Origin of the sequence: Escherichia sp. E1V33 (assembly GCF_004211955.1) — a bacterium.
In the GTDB taxonomy this organism is placed as follows: domain Bacteria; phylum Pseudomonadota; class Gammaproteobacteria; order Enterobacterales; family Enterobacteriaceae; genus Escherichia.
Map to the genome: position 1 here is coordinate 25,151 of NZ_RHJI01000027.1, position 16,249 is coordinate 41,399.

The window sequence follows — 16,249 nt, forward strand, 5'->3', positions numbered from 1 at the left end:
TAAAATGATCAGATTTAATTACTCAATGTTAGAACGATGTAATGTAAAACAGCCTTTGCATATATTTTTGACTATTTTATGTTGTTTGTTCTCAGATGGTTCTTTTGCTGAATCCCGGTTTGTTGCTGGATTAATATCCCCTGACAACGTTAACTTGAATGTTCATGATTTTCTGCGGTTTTATGCCATTAATAACTCACAGGAAAAAGAAAATACCCTGATGTATGCGTTGGGAGTACAGGAGGCAACTGAAGGTAAAACATGGTGTCGTTATGAGCAGGTTGATCGTGTAACAATAAATCAGACTATTTTTGACTGGATTGAGCAGCAGTCTATGGCAAAGGCTAATGTAAGAGCCTCAACTCTGATTGAGGAGGCATTAGCTAAAAAATATCCCTGCCAGAGAAAACAAACCTCAACAAAAGATATTTCCACAGTATCTCCGGTTTTATCTCTGACACCAGAGACGTACAACCTTTCCGGTAATGAATTTTTCCGGTTTTGGGTATCGAGTAATAAACAGGATAAGCTCAGGGCTGGGATCTATTTGCTCGGCATCGAAGATGCAACGGAAAATAAACTATGGTGCGGGTATGATTTGTTTAAGTCTCTGACATTAAATGAAATCATATACTCCTTTCTCAAAAATAAAACGCGTGAGGAACTTAATGTCCGTGCAGCAGATGTTATTGTGGAAAAATTAATGGAATATCCGTGTGATGCAGGAACAAGAAAATGAAACCCTCATTCTCAACGCTAAAGGCAAATCATAACTCAGCAGATTTTAGTAACCCTGACTTTGTTGAGTCTAAAGATTTTTATGCAGGTATTGGTTACGATCAAGGAAAACTTGGAGGGCAATTTGAGAATACCTGTGCTGCCCGAATGAGCGTGGCACTTATTAAATCAGGAATAAAATTTCACGGGCGTCTCCTTCCTATAAAAGAAGGGAAATGGAAAGGCAAGCGTCTTGAAACGGGGGCTAAAAATCTGGCAGATGAACTTTCGCGTGCATCCGTTTTCGGTAAACCACAGATTTGGCGCGATCCTGCTAAGTTCCAGGCAGAACTGGGTGGCAAAAGAGGCGTAGTATTCTTCTGGAAAATTGATGGGTACAACGGCGGTAGTGGCAGTCATATCGATCTCATTGAGCCGACCAGTGCCGGACCAGTATGTCATTCACACTGTTCTTTCAATTGTAAAGAGATCTGGTTCTGGGAGCTGCGCTGAATATGAAGCATTTTTTTACAGCATTATTGATAAATAATATCAATCGCAATGCCATGTAATTAAGAATATTTTTAGTTTTAGAAAAGTTTAGTGGAAAATTATCTTCTGGTCCGAATATTCCGCTGTTATTGATTACAGGATGGCGAATCGAAATATAATGCAAAAATTTCTCAGTCTGCTATTTTCCCGCCGCGCACTGTGCGTTGTCGGCGTGGTGCTGCTGGCGTTGCTGGTCTGGTTTATCGGGCCGTTGGTGGCGTTTGACACCTTGCATCCGCTTGCGTCCGTGGGTAGCCGGGTAGTCACTATCGTTCTGTTACTGATGTTCCTTGTATTGTGGCTGGTTAACTGGTCGATGAGCATTATTGGCGTTACGGTTCTGTGCCTGGTTATCGGCTTTGTCTCACCGTTGCTGGCCTTCGGTGATGTTCATCCATTTGCGCCGCTGTGGCTGCGTCTGACGCTTATCGGCCTGATCCTTCTGTCTTATGCGCTTTATGGCCTGTACCGGCTGTGGCGGGCGCTGCGTCTGGATGAACAACTGCTGCGCCGTTTCCTGCATCCGCGCGGGGAAGACGTGCCGGTTGCAGGGGAAATTAAAGCTGACCTGCGCACCGTCAGTCATATTGTCACTCGTGCTATACGGCAACTGAAGCAACTGCGCGTAGACCTACCTGGATGGCGTAATGTTCTGGAAGGAAAGCGTTTTCTGTACGAGCTACCGTGGTTTATGGTTATCGGCAGCCCCGGCGATGGTAAAACCACCGCGCTGCTTAATACCGGGCTACAGTTTCCGCTGGCGGAGCAGATGGAGCAAACCGCGCATATCCTCACCGTGCCAGGTGGCGGCACACTGCATTGCGACTGGTGGTTCACAAATGAGGCGGTGCTCATTGATACCGCCGGGCGCTATGCCCGTCACGATGACGGTGGCGAAAGCAGTACGACCCAACGTAACGCCGGAGAATGGCAGGGGTTTCTGGGGCTGCTGCGTAAACATCGGCCAGGCGCGCCGCTGAACGGCGTGATCCTGACGCTAAACGTGGCAGATCTGACCGCGCAGTCCCCGGCGGAACGGCTGGCCGCCTGTGCGGCTCTGCGTGCACGGTTGGCTGAATTGCGTGAGACGCTGGGCATTCGTTTCCCGGTCTATCTGGTTGTCACTAAGATGGATCTGCTGCCGGGCTTTACGGAGTATTTCCGTGGGCTGACCAGTCACCTGCGCGCTCAGGTCTGGGGCTTCACCCTGCCCTACAACCGCAGGCGTCACGCCAGCGATCCGCAGTCGCTGCATGCGCTCTGTGGCCAGGAACTGGCAAATCTGACGCTCCGGCTGGATCAAGGGCTGGATACCCGGTTGCAGGAAGAGTACGACCTTAAAAGCCGCCAACGGCTCTACCGCTTCCCGCGTGAATTTGCCGCGCTGGGCGCACCGCTACTGGAAGCCATTGAACAAATTTTTCTCGATTCAAAATTTGACGCCACCCAGCTTAACAACACGCTGCGCGGCGTATTTTTCACCAGCGCCGCGCAGGCGCAGGCTGATGCCGTGGCCGATCAGGCGGGCATCTGGCAGCGTTTTGTCCGGGCGATAAAAGGGAAGGCTGATTCACCGTCTCATACCTTACCGGACGGCAATCGCAGCTATTTTCTTCATGACCTGCTGACCCAGTTTATCTTCCGTGAAGCACACCTGGTGGAGCCGAATCTTCAATGGGCCTGGCGTTATCGCCTGCTGCGTACTGGCGGGCATCTGCTGGTACTGGCGCTGGCTTTCTGGTTGTGGCAGGGAATGCAGGGCAGCCAGCAAGGCAACAGCGGTTATCTGAATGAAATCGCCAGCCGTACGACTCAACTGGATGGTGACGTCAAAGCCTATACCGGAAAGCCCGCTATGCAGCCTGTTCCGGCCCTGCTGAACCAGGCGCGGGCGCTCTCTGCCTGGCCGGGGCTGGACCCGGACTCACCGCCGCTGGCCTGGCGTTATGGTCTTTACAGTCTTCCGCCAGTGATGGAGAGCGTGGCATCCCTGTATGACCGCCTGCTGGACCAACTCCTGTTACCGCCGCTGGTGAAGCGCATGGAATATGTGCTTTCGGATGCCATTGCCCGTCAGGACAGTAAAGCCGCCTATGACGCCCTGCATGTTTATCTGCTGCTAAATCTCGATAAAGACCACGAGGGCAAATACAACGCAGCGGAGATCCACTCCTGGGTACTGAGCGATCTGGACAACCGCGATAGCGTGGCGGAGTTCGGCGGTCGCGCAGCGGTGCTGGAACATATCGACGCCCTGTTTGACGGCAGCCGCGTAGTGCATTCGCCTTATGAAAAAGATGAGGGGCTGATCCGCCTGGCACGGGCTTTCCTTGACGGCCATACCAGCACTGAGCGTATCTACACTCGTGCACTGGCTTCTATGGAGAGCGAAGCGCCGCAGGAGTTTTCGCTGGTTCGTGCGGTAGGCGCAGATGCGGGAACGGTTTTTGTCCGCACGGATGGCGCGCCGCTGGATAGGGGCGTGCCCGGCATCTTTACCCGTGAAGGCTACCGGGAACTGTTCGACAAACGGCTGTCGGAGTTTGTGGCAGCTGCATCAACTGACGACGCCTGGGTAATGGGCCGGGAAAACGTGCAAAAAAAAACGACTGATATTGTGATGAGCCAGTTGCCGGGACAGGAACTCCCGGTTACCCGTGAGGTACGCCGCCTGTACCTGGCTGAATATGCCCGCCGCTGGCAGGATTTTCTGGCCAGTATTCACAGCATCAACAGTGCCGGGGAAGACGGTAGCCCCGGACTGGCGTATGACCTTCAGGTGCTTCGTACACTGGCCTCGCCTGACTCACCTCTGATGCGCCTGAGTAAAGCGGTGGTGGAGCAGACTACGTTGGTGCCACCGCTGGATGCGCAGGCCAGACAAAAGCAGATGGCCCAGCGCGCGCAGGATCGGCTCTCTGGCAATGCAGGAAAAGCGGTGCAGACGGCAAAGTTGCTGCAGGACATCCACCCGGAAGAGCGGCTGGAAAAATCGCTGGTGGATGACCGTTTTGCCGCCCTACGGGAAGTGGTTTCCGGGCGGACAGACAGTGGGCAGGGTGGTAGCGCGCCGCAGCTTAATTCGCTGCTAACGATGCTCAATGAGTATTACACCCAGCTCACCATCGCCGACAGCGCGCTGGCGGCGAGTACATTACCGGGGCGCATTTCGGCGGCGGATAAATTACAGCTTGAAGCGGCAAAACTGCCCGCGCCGCTGAAAAATATTCTGCTGGATCTCACGCAGCAGGGAACGCGCAAAATCAACGCGGGAACTGGTGAAGTGCTGAACGCGCAAATGGAAGCGGTGATCGGCGATGAATGCCGTGACGCCATTGACGGGCGCTACCCCTTTGCCGACAGCCCGCAGGAAGTCAGTGCGGACGATTTTAATCGTATCTTTGCCAGTGGCGGTGTGCTGGATGCATTCTGGTCGAAACAATTGGCCCCGCTGGCGGACACTGCCAGCAACCCGTGGCGCTACAAACCGACCGAAGGCAACATGACATTGCTCGGGCCGGACCTGACGCCGTTTCAGGAGGCAAAACAGATCCGCAGCGTTTTTTTTAACGGTGACGGCGGGAAAAAGTTTTCCTGGGCGATGCAGGTCCGCGTCGTGGATATGGACCCCGCCATCACTGAACTGGTGATTGATATCGACGGTCAGGTGCTGCGTTACGCTCATGGCCCGGTCAGGCCGCTAAAAGTGAACTGGCCGGGGCCGCGCAACGGCTCAATGGCAGAAATCACCGCCAGCCCGCGCATCCGCCAGGATACCTCGACGCTACTGACTAACGGACCGTGGGCGCTGTTTCACCTGCTGGATGCGGGGAGAGCGCAAGAAACGGCGGTACGGGGAACACAGCAGGTGGAGTATAGCTTCGACGGGCGGCGGGTGGTGCTGGAAATCACCGCCGGACGGGATTTTGACCCGGTGGATCGCGAGCTGCTGCAAAACTTCAGTTGCCCTACGAGGATTCTCTGATGCGCCGCGCTACGGCAGTATCGGCTCCGGCGATGTTTGGCAGACTACCGGATCAGCGGGACTACGTGCGCTGGCGGGTGAGCGCGAACGAAGGGCAGGTGTGGCAGGCGTGGCTGAACCAGCAGACGTGGCTTGGGCAGGGGCGGCATATTGTTCTGCCGGAAGGAGCGGATGCCGAGAAGGCCGGAACAAATGACGGCTGGATGCACCTGTCACCACGTGAGAAAACGGCACTACCGGAGCACCACCCATTGCCGTGGAGTTTTGCGCTGTCGCCGGGATTTCTACCCATTGGTGGGCGCGATGAGTGGTTAACCGGGGTACTGACCGCCTCGCGTGACAGCACGGGCAGACCGTGGCCGCTGGTGATTTACCAGCGTGCCGGGCGGGAATGGCTGGAAGAGAGCCTGGATGACACACAGGGCTGGCTGTACTGGCTGGCGCAGTTGACGGCAGCTCATGTCTCACCACAGACAGAACGCTGCGGACGACTGGTGGAGCAGACCGACCAGTTGTGGGCGCTATGGCGACCGGGGCCGCGCTGGGCGCAGTGGCTACGCGGCTTACGACGTGTTCCGCAGCGTAGCCGGGAACTCACCGGCTTGCCGGACGCACCAGTAGTGGAACTGCCCGGTGTGCGCCACCTGCCGTGGCCGAGATGGCCAGAGAAAATACTGACGCAGGCACAACAAGGGCAAGGCTGGTTCTGGCAGCAGAACAGTGAAGGGCGGTATGTGGATGCGCTTCGGCTGGATATCCGGCCGCATTAAAAATAATCAGACAAGGAGTAGTGAATCATGGGGTCTTATGATAAAGCCTGTAATAACACTGGTGCAGTAAGGTTTGTACAGCAATATCTGAAAGAATGTGAATTAATCGCTAAGCAACTTGATGTGCCTGTGGAAAATATCCTGGGGCTTGCTGCAAAGGAGTCCTTTTACGGGCAGGGTAGAATCGCGACAGAATACAATAACTACTTTTCCATGCATGGTCCGGCACCTTTACAGTCAGGACAGGTTCACCCGCTGGGGAGTAATCAAGTGTGGGTTGCCACTTATACCTCTTTTTCAACTAGCGGAAAGTCCTTTGCAATCCGATTTGGTAATGCGGTCAAAAGTAAAAAATCCCCGGAGCAATTTGCGCAGGCATTGATTGATTCTGGTTTTAATTCAGGTAAAAACAGTAATGGCGGTCATACCGGTTATGCTAGTGAGTTAGTGGGGGTGATTAATATGGTTAAGCGGAGAATAACGTGTCCTGTAAATTAATATCAACATTGCTTTTCATGGTTGTGTCCGTGAATTGTTGCGCTGAAATTCTTATCAGGAATGTACCGGAGTTTGATTTAACGAACGTCAACCAGTCAGGTCTTACTGTAATACAGGCTCAGTCATTATTAGTTTTTTCACTAAGAATTGAAAAATACAATGTGGAATTGCCTGGGGTTTTTCTTGATGGCGATTTGAAAGATAAACAAGGCAACCCGTTTCATCCTGGGTATTTTAGTTTTGGGGTAGGTTATGATTCTCCTTCCGCCGGTGCAACAGATGTATGGGGGCTATTTTCAGTTAGCCCTGTAACTGGTGATATATGGGAAGAGGATTCATGCAGGAGAATCTCATTTCCCGCACTGCAAAAAATACAAAAAGGAATAATGAAAAAAACCGGGGCAACATTTGCCAGTGAAGTGGTTCAGCGCCGGGGACTGGGGTGTACGGATGAGTAGTACATGTCATGGAATTGCCTGCCGTGACCGTGCTGGCTAGCAAAAATGTTAACGCAGGCGCAGCAGGGGCATGGATGGTTCTGGCAGCAGAACAGCGAGGGGCGGTATGTGGATGCGTTGCGACTGGATAGAGGGGGAAGTGGTGTATTTCAGTAGGATGGTTCAATGTCAGAACCCGATTGTACGGAGAACTCAGATGGAAAGTAGAGTGAGTAAAGTACAAATATTATCCTAATTTATTAATATTCTATTTTGTTGGATGTGAAAAAACAGGAATACGACTGTCGTGGGCTAAATCTCTACCTCAGTATTAAAGGAGTCAATAGCATGAGTTCTGTATCTTCAGGGAATAAATCTGGTTCGCTCACAACACATGTGGATGGTGTTGTTGGAGAGAGTAAAATAAATCTATCGCATGAATTCTTGATTAAACTCATGCATGAACTTTGCCCTGATACCGTAGAAGATGGGAAGTATATCAGGATGAATACAGAACATGGCGAATATATCACTGAATAGTGACACAGGCGACATTGCATTATTAATGAGATGGAAATTTAACTGGGTGAATCAGAACAATGTAGGAGGTAACTGGACATACCTGGATGAAGTTAGTTTTATATATGAATCATTTTCTGCAATCTGTTATGGATGGAATGAAAAGATATTTTTATCTGTCTCAGGGGACTCTGATTTTGCTGAGAAATTCAAGAGTAAACGATTGCCTTTCAGCATAAATATGATTCCGGTCCATCAAAAAGAACACTGGAATGTAGACGTATTAAGAACCGTTCCTGGTAATGATGATGGCAGACCTTATGTTAACTGGAAAAATCGGTTTGCTCATTTTTATTTTAAAGATACTTCGTTATCAGAAAAATGTGCTCCAGAGAATCAGTCAATATGTGGTTTTTATCAGGTAAATATAGTTCATGAAATTGGACATATGATTCGTTATCTGGAAGATGAGTATGAACTTGATAAGTTTGGTAAGCCTGTGTCTAAATATAAAACAGATACTGCCGCGTTAATGAATGTTGGGATGGAACTTCGGGAACGCTACCTGGAAGGTGTCTGTATTGACTTGAATTGAGTATATCCCTTAACTACGTTTTCTGTTGCGAGTGTAATAAAATGATCCAGAAGAAAATTGCTCTATTTTTTACGTTATTGATATTACTTGTAACTCTAGATATTTTTGCCAGTGAGATGCATAACAAAGATGTTCAGTGGGGGGATGATGAAGATTCACTAGTGAGAAAATATGGTTCTCCTGAACATTATTTCATAAACCCAAGGCATGATTTTGTGGGTATTTATTATGGTGGCATAGAACGGACTTACCCTTCAAATAATCCTGAATTTAAAGATGTTCCTATTAAGGAGATGTTTTGGAATGTCAATAAAGATCTAAATTTAACATGTTGGCTTCATTATAAAAATGGTAAATGGATAGTTATATCCCGAGTTTATTGGCCGCCAGGATCCAAATTTTAATCTGGTATTAAAGGAGCAAATATCATGAGTTTTGTATCTACGGGTAATAAACCAGTTGGAAACGGTGGACCCGTCATCACCACACCACCAATAGCTGGCGAAAGTGGCGGCAGAGATCTCGGATATGGCTGGTGCAGTTCAGGATGCGGCGGCGTCGCTTGCAGCCGGTGGTCCGGGGGCGCATAACGTCACAGTAAGTGGTAGTGCGGTGCAGGGAAAGATTACGTAACGCTGCTTTTTTGTACTAAATAATTCACATTTTATGTTCAATAATTGAGATATTCCTCATTACCTAAAGCTATTTTTTATACATGATCAAATATTCCTTACATAATTAAGGAGAACAAAATGAAACTTAAAAAACTGATGGGGCATATTTCTATTATCCCCGATTAAAGACAAGCTTTGAAAGTGGAACATAAATTGTCAGATATTCTACTGTTGACTATTTGTGCCGTTATTTCTGGTGCAGAAGGTTGGGAAGATATAGGGGATTTTGGGGAAACACATCTCGATTTTTTAAAACAATATGGTGATTTTGAAAATGGTATTCCTGTTCACGATACCATTGCCAGAGTTGTATCCTGTATCAGTCCTGCAAAATTTCACGAGTGCTTTATTAACTGGATGCGTGACTGCCATTCTTCAGATGATAAAGGCGTCATCGCAATTGATGGAAAAACACTCCGGCACTCTTATGACAAGAGTCGTCGCAGGGGAGCGATTCATGTCATTAGTGCGTTCTCAACAATGCACAGTCTGGTCATCGGACAGATCAAGAAGGATGAGAAATTTAATGAGATTACAGCTATCCTTGAACTTCTTAACATGTTGGATATTAAAGGAAAAAATATCACAACTGATGCGATGGGTTGCCAGAAAGATATTGCAGAGAAGATACAAAAACAGGGAGGTGATTATTTATTCGCTGTAAAAGGAAACCAGGGGCGGCTAAATAAAGCCTTTGAGGAAAAATTTCCGCTGAAAGAATTAAATAATCCAGAGCATGACAGTGACGCAATTAGTGAAAAGAGTCACGGCAGAGAAGAAATCCGTCTTCACATTGTTTGCGATGCCAATGATGAACTTATTGATTTCACGTTTGAATGGAAAGGGCTGAAGAAATTATGCGTGGCAGTCTCCTTTCGGTCAATAATAGCAGAACAAAAGAAAGAACCAGAAATGACGGTCAGATATTATATCAATTCTGCTGATTTAACCGCAGAGAAGTTCGCCACAGCAATCCGAAACCACTGGCACGTGGAGAATAAGATGCACTGGCGTCTGGACGTGGCAATGAATGAAGACGACTGCAAAATAAGAAGAGGAAACGCAGCAGAATTATTCTCAGGGATACAGCACATCGCTATTAATATTTTGACGAATGATAAGGTATTCAAGGCAGGGTTAAGACGTAAGATGCGAAAAGCAGCCATGGACAGAAACTACCTGGCGTCAGTCCTTGCGGGGAGCGGGCTTTCGTAATCTTGCCCTGCAGTGAAGGACGGAATGTGGATGCGCTGCGGCTGATGGGGCAATACTCATAATATATAAAATTATATTTTTCCCGAAAATATTTCCAATACAAACAATTAGTATTTAATGAGAGTAAAATGACCAAGCTTAAATATGATGAGAATAGTTTTCTGGCCGAATACTACGAAAAAACAAATATTGATGGCGATATCATTATACATAAGGATGGTAGGAGGGCGTATTTATTAAATCAAAATACTGGTTCGATTACGGCTGTGATAAGATGGAAGTATGAGTGGTATAAGGATAATACCGTTACAGATGACTGGACCATATGGGAAAAAGCTATTTTTATGCGAGCAATATATGTATCTGTTCAGCAGGCATGGAATGGGAAAATAACTTATTCTGTTTCCGGTGAATCTGAGTTCGCTAAAAAATTTCAGGGTAAAGCTTTGCCTTTTGATGTAAGAATAATTTCTGCATCTCAGAATGAAGACTGGTTGGTTATTGCAACAAAGGTTTTGCCTGGTGCTGATTTAAGAACATATGTTGATTTTAAAAACAGTACGGTTCATGTTGATTCAGCGGACCTGGAAAAAGTAGCGAAATGTATTAACTGTAACAATACGTTGCAAGTAAATATACCTCATGAGGCCGGACATGTACTTGGTTACTTAGATGATGATTATGATTCTTCGTCTCCGTATGTTGGAGATATTAGTGGGTTGATGAATGTGGGAATGGAACTTCGGGAACGATACCTTAAAAACGCAACTATTACGTTGAATGTCATAATGCCTGAAACTAAATTTACTTTATTGAATGTAACAAAATGAAATTTTTCTGTATTATAGTGATTCTCCTTTCAATAAGTTACATAACTACAGTAAATGTTTTCAAGCCTTCTGCAGTTGCTCAATCCACAAAATATTATGAAGAAAATGATATACATGATGGGAGTAATGATATCTTTTTTATGAAGAAATATGGACCGCCTGCTCATGAATTCGTGAGGCCACGATATAAATTTGTTGGTGAGTATTATATCGGATTGAATCAAACTTATCGCATAACAGATCCTGAATTTCAGGATATTCCTATTAAGGAAATGTTCTGGAATTTGCAGGGAGATTTGAATCTGACATGTTGGTTTCATTATAAAGACGGGCAATGGCGAGTTATTACTTATATTTTTTGGCCACCAGGGGCTAAATTTTAATCCGGTATTACAAGGAGTAAATATCATGAGTTTTGTATCTACGGGTAATAAACCAGTTGGAAACGGTGGACCCGTCATCACCACACCACCAATAGCTGGCGAAAGTGGCGGTATGAGCACAGGTTCAGCCGCAACCGATGTATCTGGTGCCGCCGAGCCGATGGCAGAACAGGCAGCGGCGGACCTGTTTGGTGCGCTGCCGGAACCATCGGGACTGGTGAAAGCGGCGGTAGCTGCAGCGCAGGCCGCCGCTGCAGCAGCAGGGATCTCGGATATGGCTGGTGCAGTTCAGGATTCGGCGGCGTCGCTTGCAGCCGGTGGTCCGGGGGCGCATAGCGTCACAGTAAGTGGTAGTGCGGTGCCGCCGCAGCTGCTTTTGTTTGCAGGCATGAATGGTTCGGAAGGGCTTGGAAACCTGTTTTCCTACACAGTACAGCTTAAAACCCCGGATACCCTGAACCTCGGATATGTCTCCCCCGCAGCCAACCTGCCGCTCAAGCCGATGGTGGGCAAAGACCTGTGCGTCAGTATCGAACTGGACGGCGGCGGCAAACGGCATATCAGCGGGCTGGTGACAGCGGCGCGGGTGGTGGGCCATGAGGGCCGCTCGGTAACGTATGAATTACGCCTTGAGCCGTGGCTGAAACTGCTGACCCATACCAGCGACTACAAAGCGTTCCAGAATAAAACCGTGGTGGATATTCTCGATGAAGTACTGGATGAATATTCCTTTCCGGTGGAAAAGCGGCTGGTGGAAAATTATCCGCCCCGCGCCTGGCAGGTGCAGTACGGTGAAACGGATTTTGATTTCATCCAGCGCCTGATGCAGGAGTGGGGAATTTACTGGTGGTTTGAGCACAGCGAGAACAGCCATACGCTGGTGCTGGCGGATGCCATCAATGGTCATAAAGCGTGCCCTGACTCGCCACTGGTGGAGTGGCACCAGGAAGGGCTGAAACTGGACAAGGAATTTATCCACACCATTACGGCCAGTGAGAGGCTGCGTACTGGAAAGTGGGTGATGGACGATTTTGATTTTATGAAGCCACGTTCGCTGCTGAAAAGTACCGTGGCCAGTCCGCGTGATACCGGTCATGCTGAATACGAGCATTACGAATGGCCTGGTGATTACTTCACTACGGGCGAAGGCGAGATGCTGACGCGCATTCGTATGGAAGCGCAGCGCAGCCCCGGCAGCCGGGCACATGGGGCAGGTCATATCCGCACCCTCATGACGGGTTACACCTTTACGCTGATGAATCATCCAACGGCAGAGGTCAACCAGGAATACCTACTGGTACAGACCACGCTGTTTTTACGGGATAATGCGCAGCACAGCGGTCAGGAGCAGCATTTTACCTATGTCACCACGTTTGAACTGCACCCCACCAGCGAAGTTTACCGCCCACAGCGAACCCTAAGCAAACCCCACACCAAAGGCCCGCAGAGCGCCATCGTCACCGGCCCGGCAGGGCAGGAAATCTGGACGGATAAATATGGCCGGGTGAAGGTGCAGTTTGGCTGGGACCGTTACGGTAATAATGACGAAAACAGCTCCTGCTGGATCCGAGTGAGCTACCCGTGGGCAGGGAAAGGATTCGGCATGATCCAGATCCCGCGTATTGGTCAGGAAGTGCTGGTTGATTTCAAAAACGGCGACCCGGATTTACCCATCATCGTGGGGCGCACCTATAACCAGGACACCATGCCGCCGTGGGGGCTGCCGGGCATGGCGTCGCAGAGTGGGATATTCAGCCACTCATTGCAGGGAGGGCCGGCTAACGGAAATATGCTGCGCTTCGATGATAAAACGGGTGCGGAAGAAGTGAAGTTCCACGCGGAAAAAGACCTGAATACTACGGTAAAAAACAATGAAACCCACACGATCATGGTCGATCGCACAAAAACCATTGTCAAAAATGAAACCATCAGCGTGGGAGAAGACCGCAATGCCACCATCACAAAAAATGATGGTCTTTCCGTCAAACTAGCTCAAACCATCAATGTCGGGACGACCTATCGTCTGGATGTTGGCGATCAATTAACTCTTCGCTGCGGCAATGCAGCGCTTGTATTACACAAGGATGGCTCGATTGAGTTTTGTGGAAAACAACTTTTACTGCACACCAGCGATGTTATGCAACTCATTGGCAGTGGCATTGATATGAATCCAGATGGCGGCACAGCCATGACTGCGGATGATATTGCCCCGTTACCTACCCCGGACGTTTCTGAATAAAAAAATATAAAAGGAATTTTTCTATGACCAGCCTTTACCGTATTCAGGAGGGCTGCTTTGCCCTGCCTGAAACTTTTCTTGATCGCACCGTCAATATCTTCGTCCCATCGGGCAATGAGAGGGCAACTCCCAGTCTGAATATTTCCCGCGATACGCTCAGGCCAGATGAAAATCTGACCACCTATATTGACCGCCAGATAGCCTTGATGAAAAAAAACCTGAGCCAGCACCGGGTACTTTCGCGGGGAACGGCACTGGCAGGAACTGGCGAAGATGCCATCACAGGTGAGCAGATTCTCGCCACCCACCGTTCTGGAAAAACAGAAGTGTACCAGCGTCAGGCCGGGTTTATCACCGGGCCAGCAAAGGTACTGGTGTTGACGCTGACCACTCAGCGTCCTTTTGATGATCACACCGACCAGCTATGGACTGCATGGTTGACTAGTTTTCAGCCTGCTAAAAGCTAAAAAAACAGGGAGGTTTTGTCATGTATGAAGCCGCACGGGTGGATGACCCCATCTACCACACCAGCGCCCTTGCCGGGTTTTTGATAGGGGCCATCATAGGTATCGCCATTATTGCCGTCGCCAGCTTTGCTTTTTTTACCTGCGGCTTCTTGGCCGGGCTGATTTTGAGTTTTCTGGCTGATCAGATAGCTTCCGGAGTCCTGCAACTGGGTGAGGCTATTGGGCGCTCGATACATTCCACAGTGGGAAAAATTCTGACCGGTTCTGATAATGTCAGCACTAACAGTCGCCCGGCCGCCCGCGCCGTACTGAGTACGGTGATATGCGAAGACCATTCTCCGGAAATCCGTATCGCCCAGGGTTCCTGCAACATCTACATCAACAGCCAGCCAGCTGCCCGCAAGGATGACCACACTGAGTGTGATGCAGTGATTGAGGACGGCTCCCCCAATGTCTTTCTCGGCGGTGGTACACAAACGGTACTGGAAATCAGCCCGGAAATCCCTGACTGGCTGCGTCAGGTGGTGGATGTGCTGTATGTGGTCGCCGGAATGCTTGGCGGGCTGGCTGGCGCCTGGCGTCAGGCGGCAAAGATGGGGTCGAAATTTGGTACAAAATGTGCGGCAAAATTTATTGGTGGCGAAATGGTCGGGATGGCCATCTCTGACACAGTCATGGGGTTGTTCAGCAATCCGGTAGATGTCACCACTGGGCAAAAAATTTTGCTGCCGGAGACGGATTTTACCCTGCCAGGACGCCTGCCCGTCACCTGTTCGCGCTTTTACGCCAGCCACCTGGAAACTGAAGGATTGCTGGGCAGAGGATGGCGGCTGAACTGGGAGATAAACCTGCGTGAGGATGAAACATATATCACCTTCATCGGTGTACAGGGTCGGGAACTGAGTTATCCGAAAGAGATGCTGATACCGGGCCACCAGATATTCGACCCGGAAGAGCAGTTTTACCTGAGCCGTCTGCATGACGGGCGCTATGTGCTGCATTACACCGACCGCAGCTATTACGTGTTTGATGAATTTGATGACCACGGCGTCGCGCCGTTACTTTTTATGGAGACGCCGTACCTGCAGCGTATTGCTTTCGGGCGTGAGAACGGCAGGCTGGTACGGGTGGCCTCCAGCAGCGGACACCATCTTTTATTGCACCGCACGATGACGCAAGCAGGGGAACGCCTGTCGCATATTGAACTGGTGAAGGGCGGGCGTCCCGGTAACCTGGTGGAATATCGTTACGACGATAACGGGCAACTGACTGGCGTGGTGAACCGGGCTGGTGTGACGGTGCGCCAGTTTGCCTATGAAAATGGCCTGATGACAGAGCACCGCAACGCGACGGGTTTTACCTGTACCTACCGCTGGGAAGGGATTGAAGGTTTCCCCCGCGTGGTGGAACACTCAACCAGCGACGGCGAGGATTACCGATTCCACTATGATTTTGCTGGCGGGCAGACAGTGGTAACCGGCAGGCCGGAGCAGACGTGGCAGTGGTGGTTTGATGAAGAGACGTATGTGACTGCGCATCGGACGCCGGGCGGCGGAATGTACCGCTTCACGTACAACGAAAACCATTTTCCGGTAGCGGTGGAACTCCCCGGCGAACGCAGGGTAACGCTGGAATACGACACCCTGAGCCGGGTGGTGAAAGAGACGGACGCGGCAGGCCGGGTGACACATACACAGTGGAACGGCAGTTTTGCTGAAATCACGCGCCGGGCACTGGATGACGACCACGTATGGAAGGCGGATTACAACGAACACGGCCAGGTGATACGGGAGACGGACCCGGAAGGGCGCGTCACGCGCTACGGGTATGATGAACAGGGGCTAGCGGTCAGCTGCACGGATGCGCGGGGCGGCGAGGCTGCGCTGGCGCATGATGCGCGCGGCCAGCTGAGGCGTTACACCGACTGTTCAGGGCGTGCCACGGGTTATGAATACGATGAAGACGGCAACCTGACGGCGGTGACGGACGCGGAGGGGAAAACGGTACGTATCCGCTATAACCGTCTGGGACTGCCGGAGACGGTAAATCATCCCGGTAAACAGCAGGACCGTTACACGTGGAACGCGCTGGGGTTATTGAGCAGCCACCGTCGCATCACGGGTAGTGTGCAGTCCTGGCAGTATACGCCGCGCGGGCTGCTGGCGCTCCACGTAGATGAAGAGAAACGGGAGACGCGCTGGCATTATACCGCGGAGGGATGGATTGCCAGTCTGAGCAACGGCAACGGAGCGCTTTACCGGTTTAGTCACGATGCGGACGGACGGCTGACGGGAGAACAGCGCCCGGACGGTCTGATACGGATGTTTGTGCTGAATGCGGGCGGGTATCCGGTCATCATCCAGACGCA

15 protein-coding genes and 1 pseudogene are annotated in these 16,249 nt (G+C 50.1%); all 16 read left to right on the forward strand.

The window, feature by feature from the left end:
• Positions 1–4 precede the first annotated feature (4 nt).
• Positions 5–739 (forward strand): Rap1a/Tai family immunity protein, encoded by a 735-nt coding sequence (locus D9742_RS21315; RefSeq protein WP_240780479.1) that lies wholly within the window; start codon positions 5–7, stop codon positions 737–739.
• On the forward strand, positions 736–1,230 hold the full coding sequence (locus D9742_RS21320) for a T6SS effector amidase Tae4 family protein (protein ID WP_130238170.1): 495 nt from the start codon (positions 736–738) through the stop codon (positions 1,228–1,230). The genes D9742_RS21315 and D9742_RS21320 overlap by 4 nt, the downstream gene beginning before the upstream one ends.
• Positions 1,231–1,387: 157 nt before the next feature.
• Positions 1,388–5,254, forward strand: a complete 3,867-nt coding sequence (tssM, locus tag D9742_RS21325) for a type VI secretion system membrane subunit TssM (protein WP_130238171.1) — start codon at positions 1,388–1,390, stop codon at positions 5,252–5,254.
• Complete coding sequence (locus tag D9742_RS21330; RefSeq protein ID WP_130238172.1) at positions 5,254–6,024, forward strand: TagF domain-containing protein; 771 nt, start codon at positions 5,254–5,256, stop codon at positions 6,022–6,024. The genes tssM and D9742_RS21330 overlap by 1 nt, the downstream gene beginning before the upstream one ends.
• A gap of 27 nt (positions 6,025–6,051) precedes the next feature.
• Positions 6,052–6,522: a glucosaminidase domain-containing protein gene (locus D9742_RS21335; RefSeq protein WP_130238173.1), complete on the forward strand. Its 471-nt coding sequence runs from the start codon at positions 6,052–6,054 to the stop codon at positions 6,520–6,522.
• The gene (locus D9742_RS21340; RefSeq protein ID WP_130238174.1) at positions 6,507–6,980 is read left to right on the forward strand and encodes a hypothetical protein; all 474 of its coding nucleotides are present in this window, start codon (positions 6,507–6,509) and stop codon (positions 6,978–6,980) included. Before D9742_RS21335 ends, D9742_RS21340 begins: the two co-directional genes overlap by 16 nt.
• A 42-nt stretch (positions 6,981–7,022) precedes the next feature.
• Positions 7,023–7,136, forward strand: a pseudogene (locus D9742_RS23590) (hypothetical protein); the annotation flags it as partial.
• A gap of 171 nt (positions 7,137–7,307) precedes the next feature.
• Positions 7,308–7,499: a hypothetical protein gene (locus D9742_RS21345; protein WP_130238175.1), complete on the forward strand. Its 192-nt coding sequence runs from the start codon at positions 7,308–7,310 to the stop codon at positions 7,497–7,499.
• Positions 7,477–8,073 (forward strand): hypothetical protein, encoded by a 597-nt coding sequence (locus D9742_RS21350; RefSeq protein WP_130238176.1) that lies wholly within the window; start codon positions 7,477–7,479, stop codon positions 8,071–8,073. Before D9742_RS21345 ends, D9742_RS21350 begins: the two co-directional genes overlap by 23 nt.
• Positions 8,074–8,114: 41 nt before the next feature.
• Positions 8,115–8,477, forward strand: coding sequence for a hypothetical protein (locus tag D9742_RS21355; RefSeq protein ID WP_223424462.1), 363 nt, complete (start codon positions 8,115–8,117; stop codon positions 8,475–8,477).
• A 405-nt stretch (positions 8,478–8,882) separates the two neighbouring features.
• Complete coding sequence (locus tag D9742_RS21365; protein ID WP_240780476.1) at positions 8,883–9,962, forward strand: ISAs1 family transposase; 1,080 nt, start codon at positions 8,883–8,885, stop codon at positions 9,960–9,962.
• A 128-nt stretch (positions 9,963–10,090) separates the two neighbouring features.
• The gene (locus D9742_RS21370; protein ID WP_205712880.1) at positions 10,091–10,792 is read left to right on the forward strand and encodes a hypothetical protein; all 702 of its coding nucleotides are present in this window, start codon (positions 10,091–10,093) and stop codon (positions 10,790–10,792) included.
• Positions 10,789–11,175: a hypothetical protein gene (locus D9742_RS21375; RefSeq protein WP_130238177.1), complete on the forward strand. Its 387-nt coding sequence runs from the start codon at positions 10,789–10,791 to the stop codon at positions 11,173–11,175. Before D9742_RS21370 ends, D9742_RS21375 begins: the two co-directional genes overlap by 4 nt.
• Positions 11,176–11,200: 25 nt before the next feature.
• A complete protein-coding gene (gene tssI, locus D9742_RS21380) occupies positions 11,201–13,414 on the forward strand; it encodes a type VI secretion system tip protein TssI/VgrG (protein ID WP_130238178.1) in 2,214 nt (737 codons plus the stop codon).
• Positions 13,415–13,437: 23 nt separating this feature from the next.
• Positions 13,438–13,881 carry a DcrB-related protein gene (locus D9742_RS21385; RefSeq protein WP_130238179.1) on the forward strand — a complete coding sequence of 148 codons (444 nt, stop codon included), beginning with the start codon at positions 13,438–13,440 and terminating at the stop codon, positions 13,879–13,881.
• 20 nt (positions 13,882–13,901) lie between these two features.
• Positions 13,902–16,249 (forward strand): DUF6531 domain-containing protein (locus D9742_RS21390; protein WP_205712970.1); only part of this gene is annotated, 2,348 nt, incomplete at its 3' end.

Coding starts and splice junctions, on each gene's coding strand:
- D9742_RS21315 (WP_240780479.1), top strand. CDS start 5: ATGATCAGATTTAATTACTCAATGTTAGAACGATGTAATGTAAAACAG.
- D9742_RS21320 (WP_130238170.1), top strand. CDS start 736: ATGAAACCCTCATTCTCAACGCTAAAGGCAAATCATAACTCAGCAGAT.
- tssM (WP_130238171.1), top strand. CDS start 1,388: ATGCAAAAATTTCTCAGTCTGCTATTTTCCCGCCGCGCACTGTGCGTT.
- D9742_RS21330 (WP_130238172.1), top strand. CDS start 5,254: ATGCGCCGCGCTACGGCAGTATCGGCTCCGGCGATGTTTGGCAGACTA.
- D9742_RS21335 (WP_130238173.1), top strand. CDS start 6,052: ATGGGGTCTTATGATAAAGCCTGTAATAACACTGGTGCAGTAAGGTTT.
- D9742_RS21345 (WP_130238175.1), top strand. CDS start 7,308: ATGAGTTCTGTATCTTCAGGGAATAAATCTGGTTCGCTCACAACACAT.
- D9742_RS21350 (WP_130238176.1), top strand. CDS start 7,477: ATGGCGAATATATCACTGAATAGTGACACAGGCGACATTGCATTATTA.
- D9742_RS21355 (WP_223424462.1), top strand. CDS start 8,115: ATGATCCAGAAGAAAATTGCTCTATTTTTTACGTTATTGATATTACTT.
- D9742_RS21370 (WP_205712880.1), top strand. CDS start 10,091: ATGACCAAGCTTAAATATGATGAGAATAGTTTTCTGGCCGAATACTAC.
- D9742_RS21375 (WP_130238177.1), top strand. CDS start 10,789: ATGAAATTTTTCTGTATTATAGTGATTCTCCTTTCAATAAGTTACATA.
- tssI (WP_130238178.1), top strand. CDS start 11,201: ATGAGTTTTGTATCTACGGGTAATAAACCAGTTGGAAACGGTGGACCC.
- D9742_RS21385 (WP_130238179.1), top strand. CDS start 13,438: ATGACCAGCCTTTACCGTATTCAGGAGGGCTGCTTTGCCCTGCCTGAA.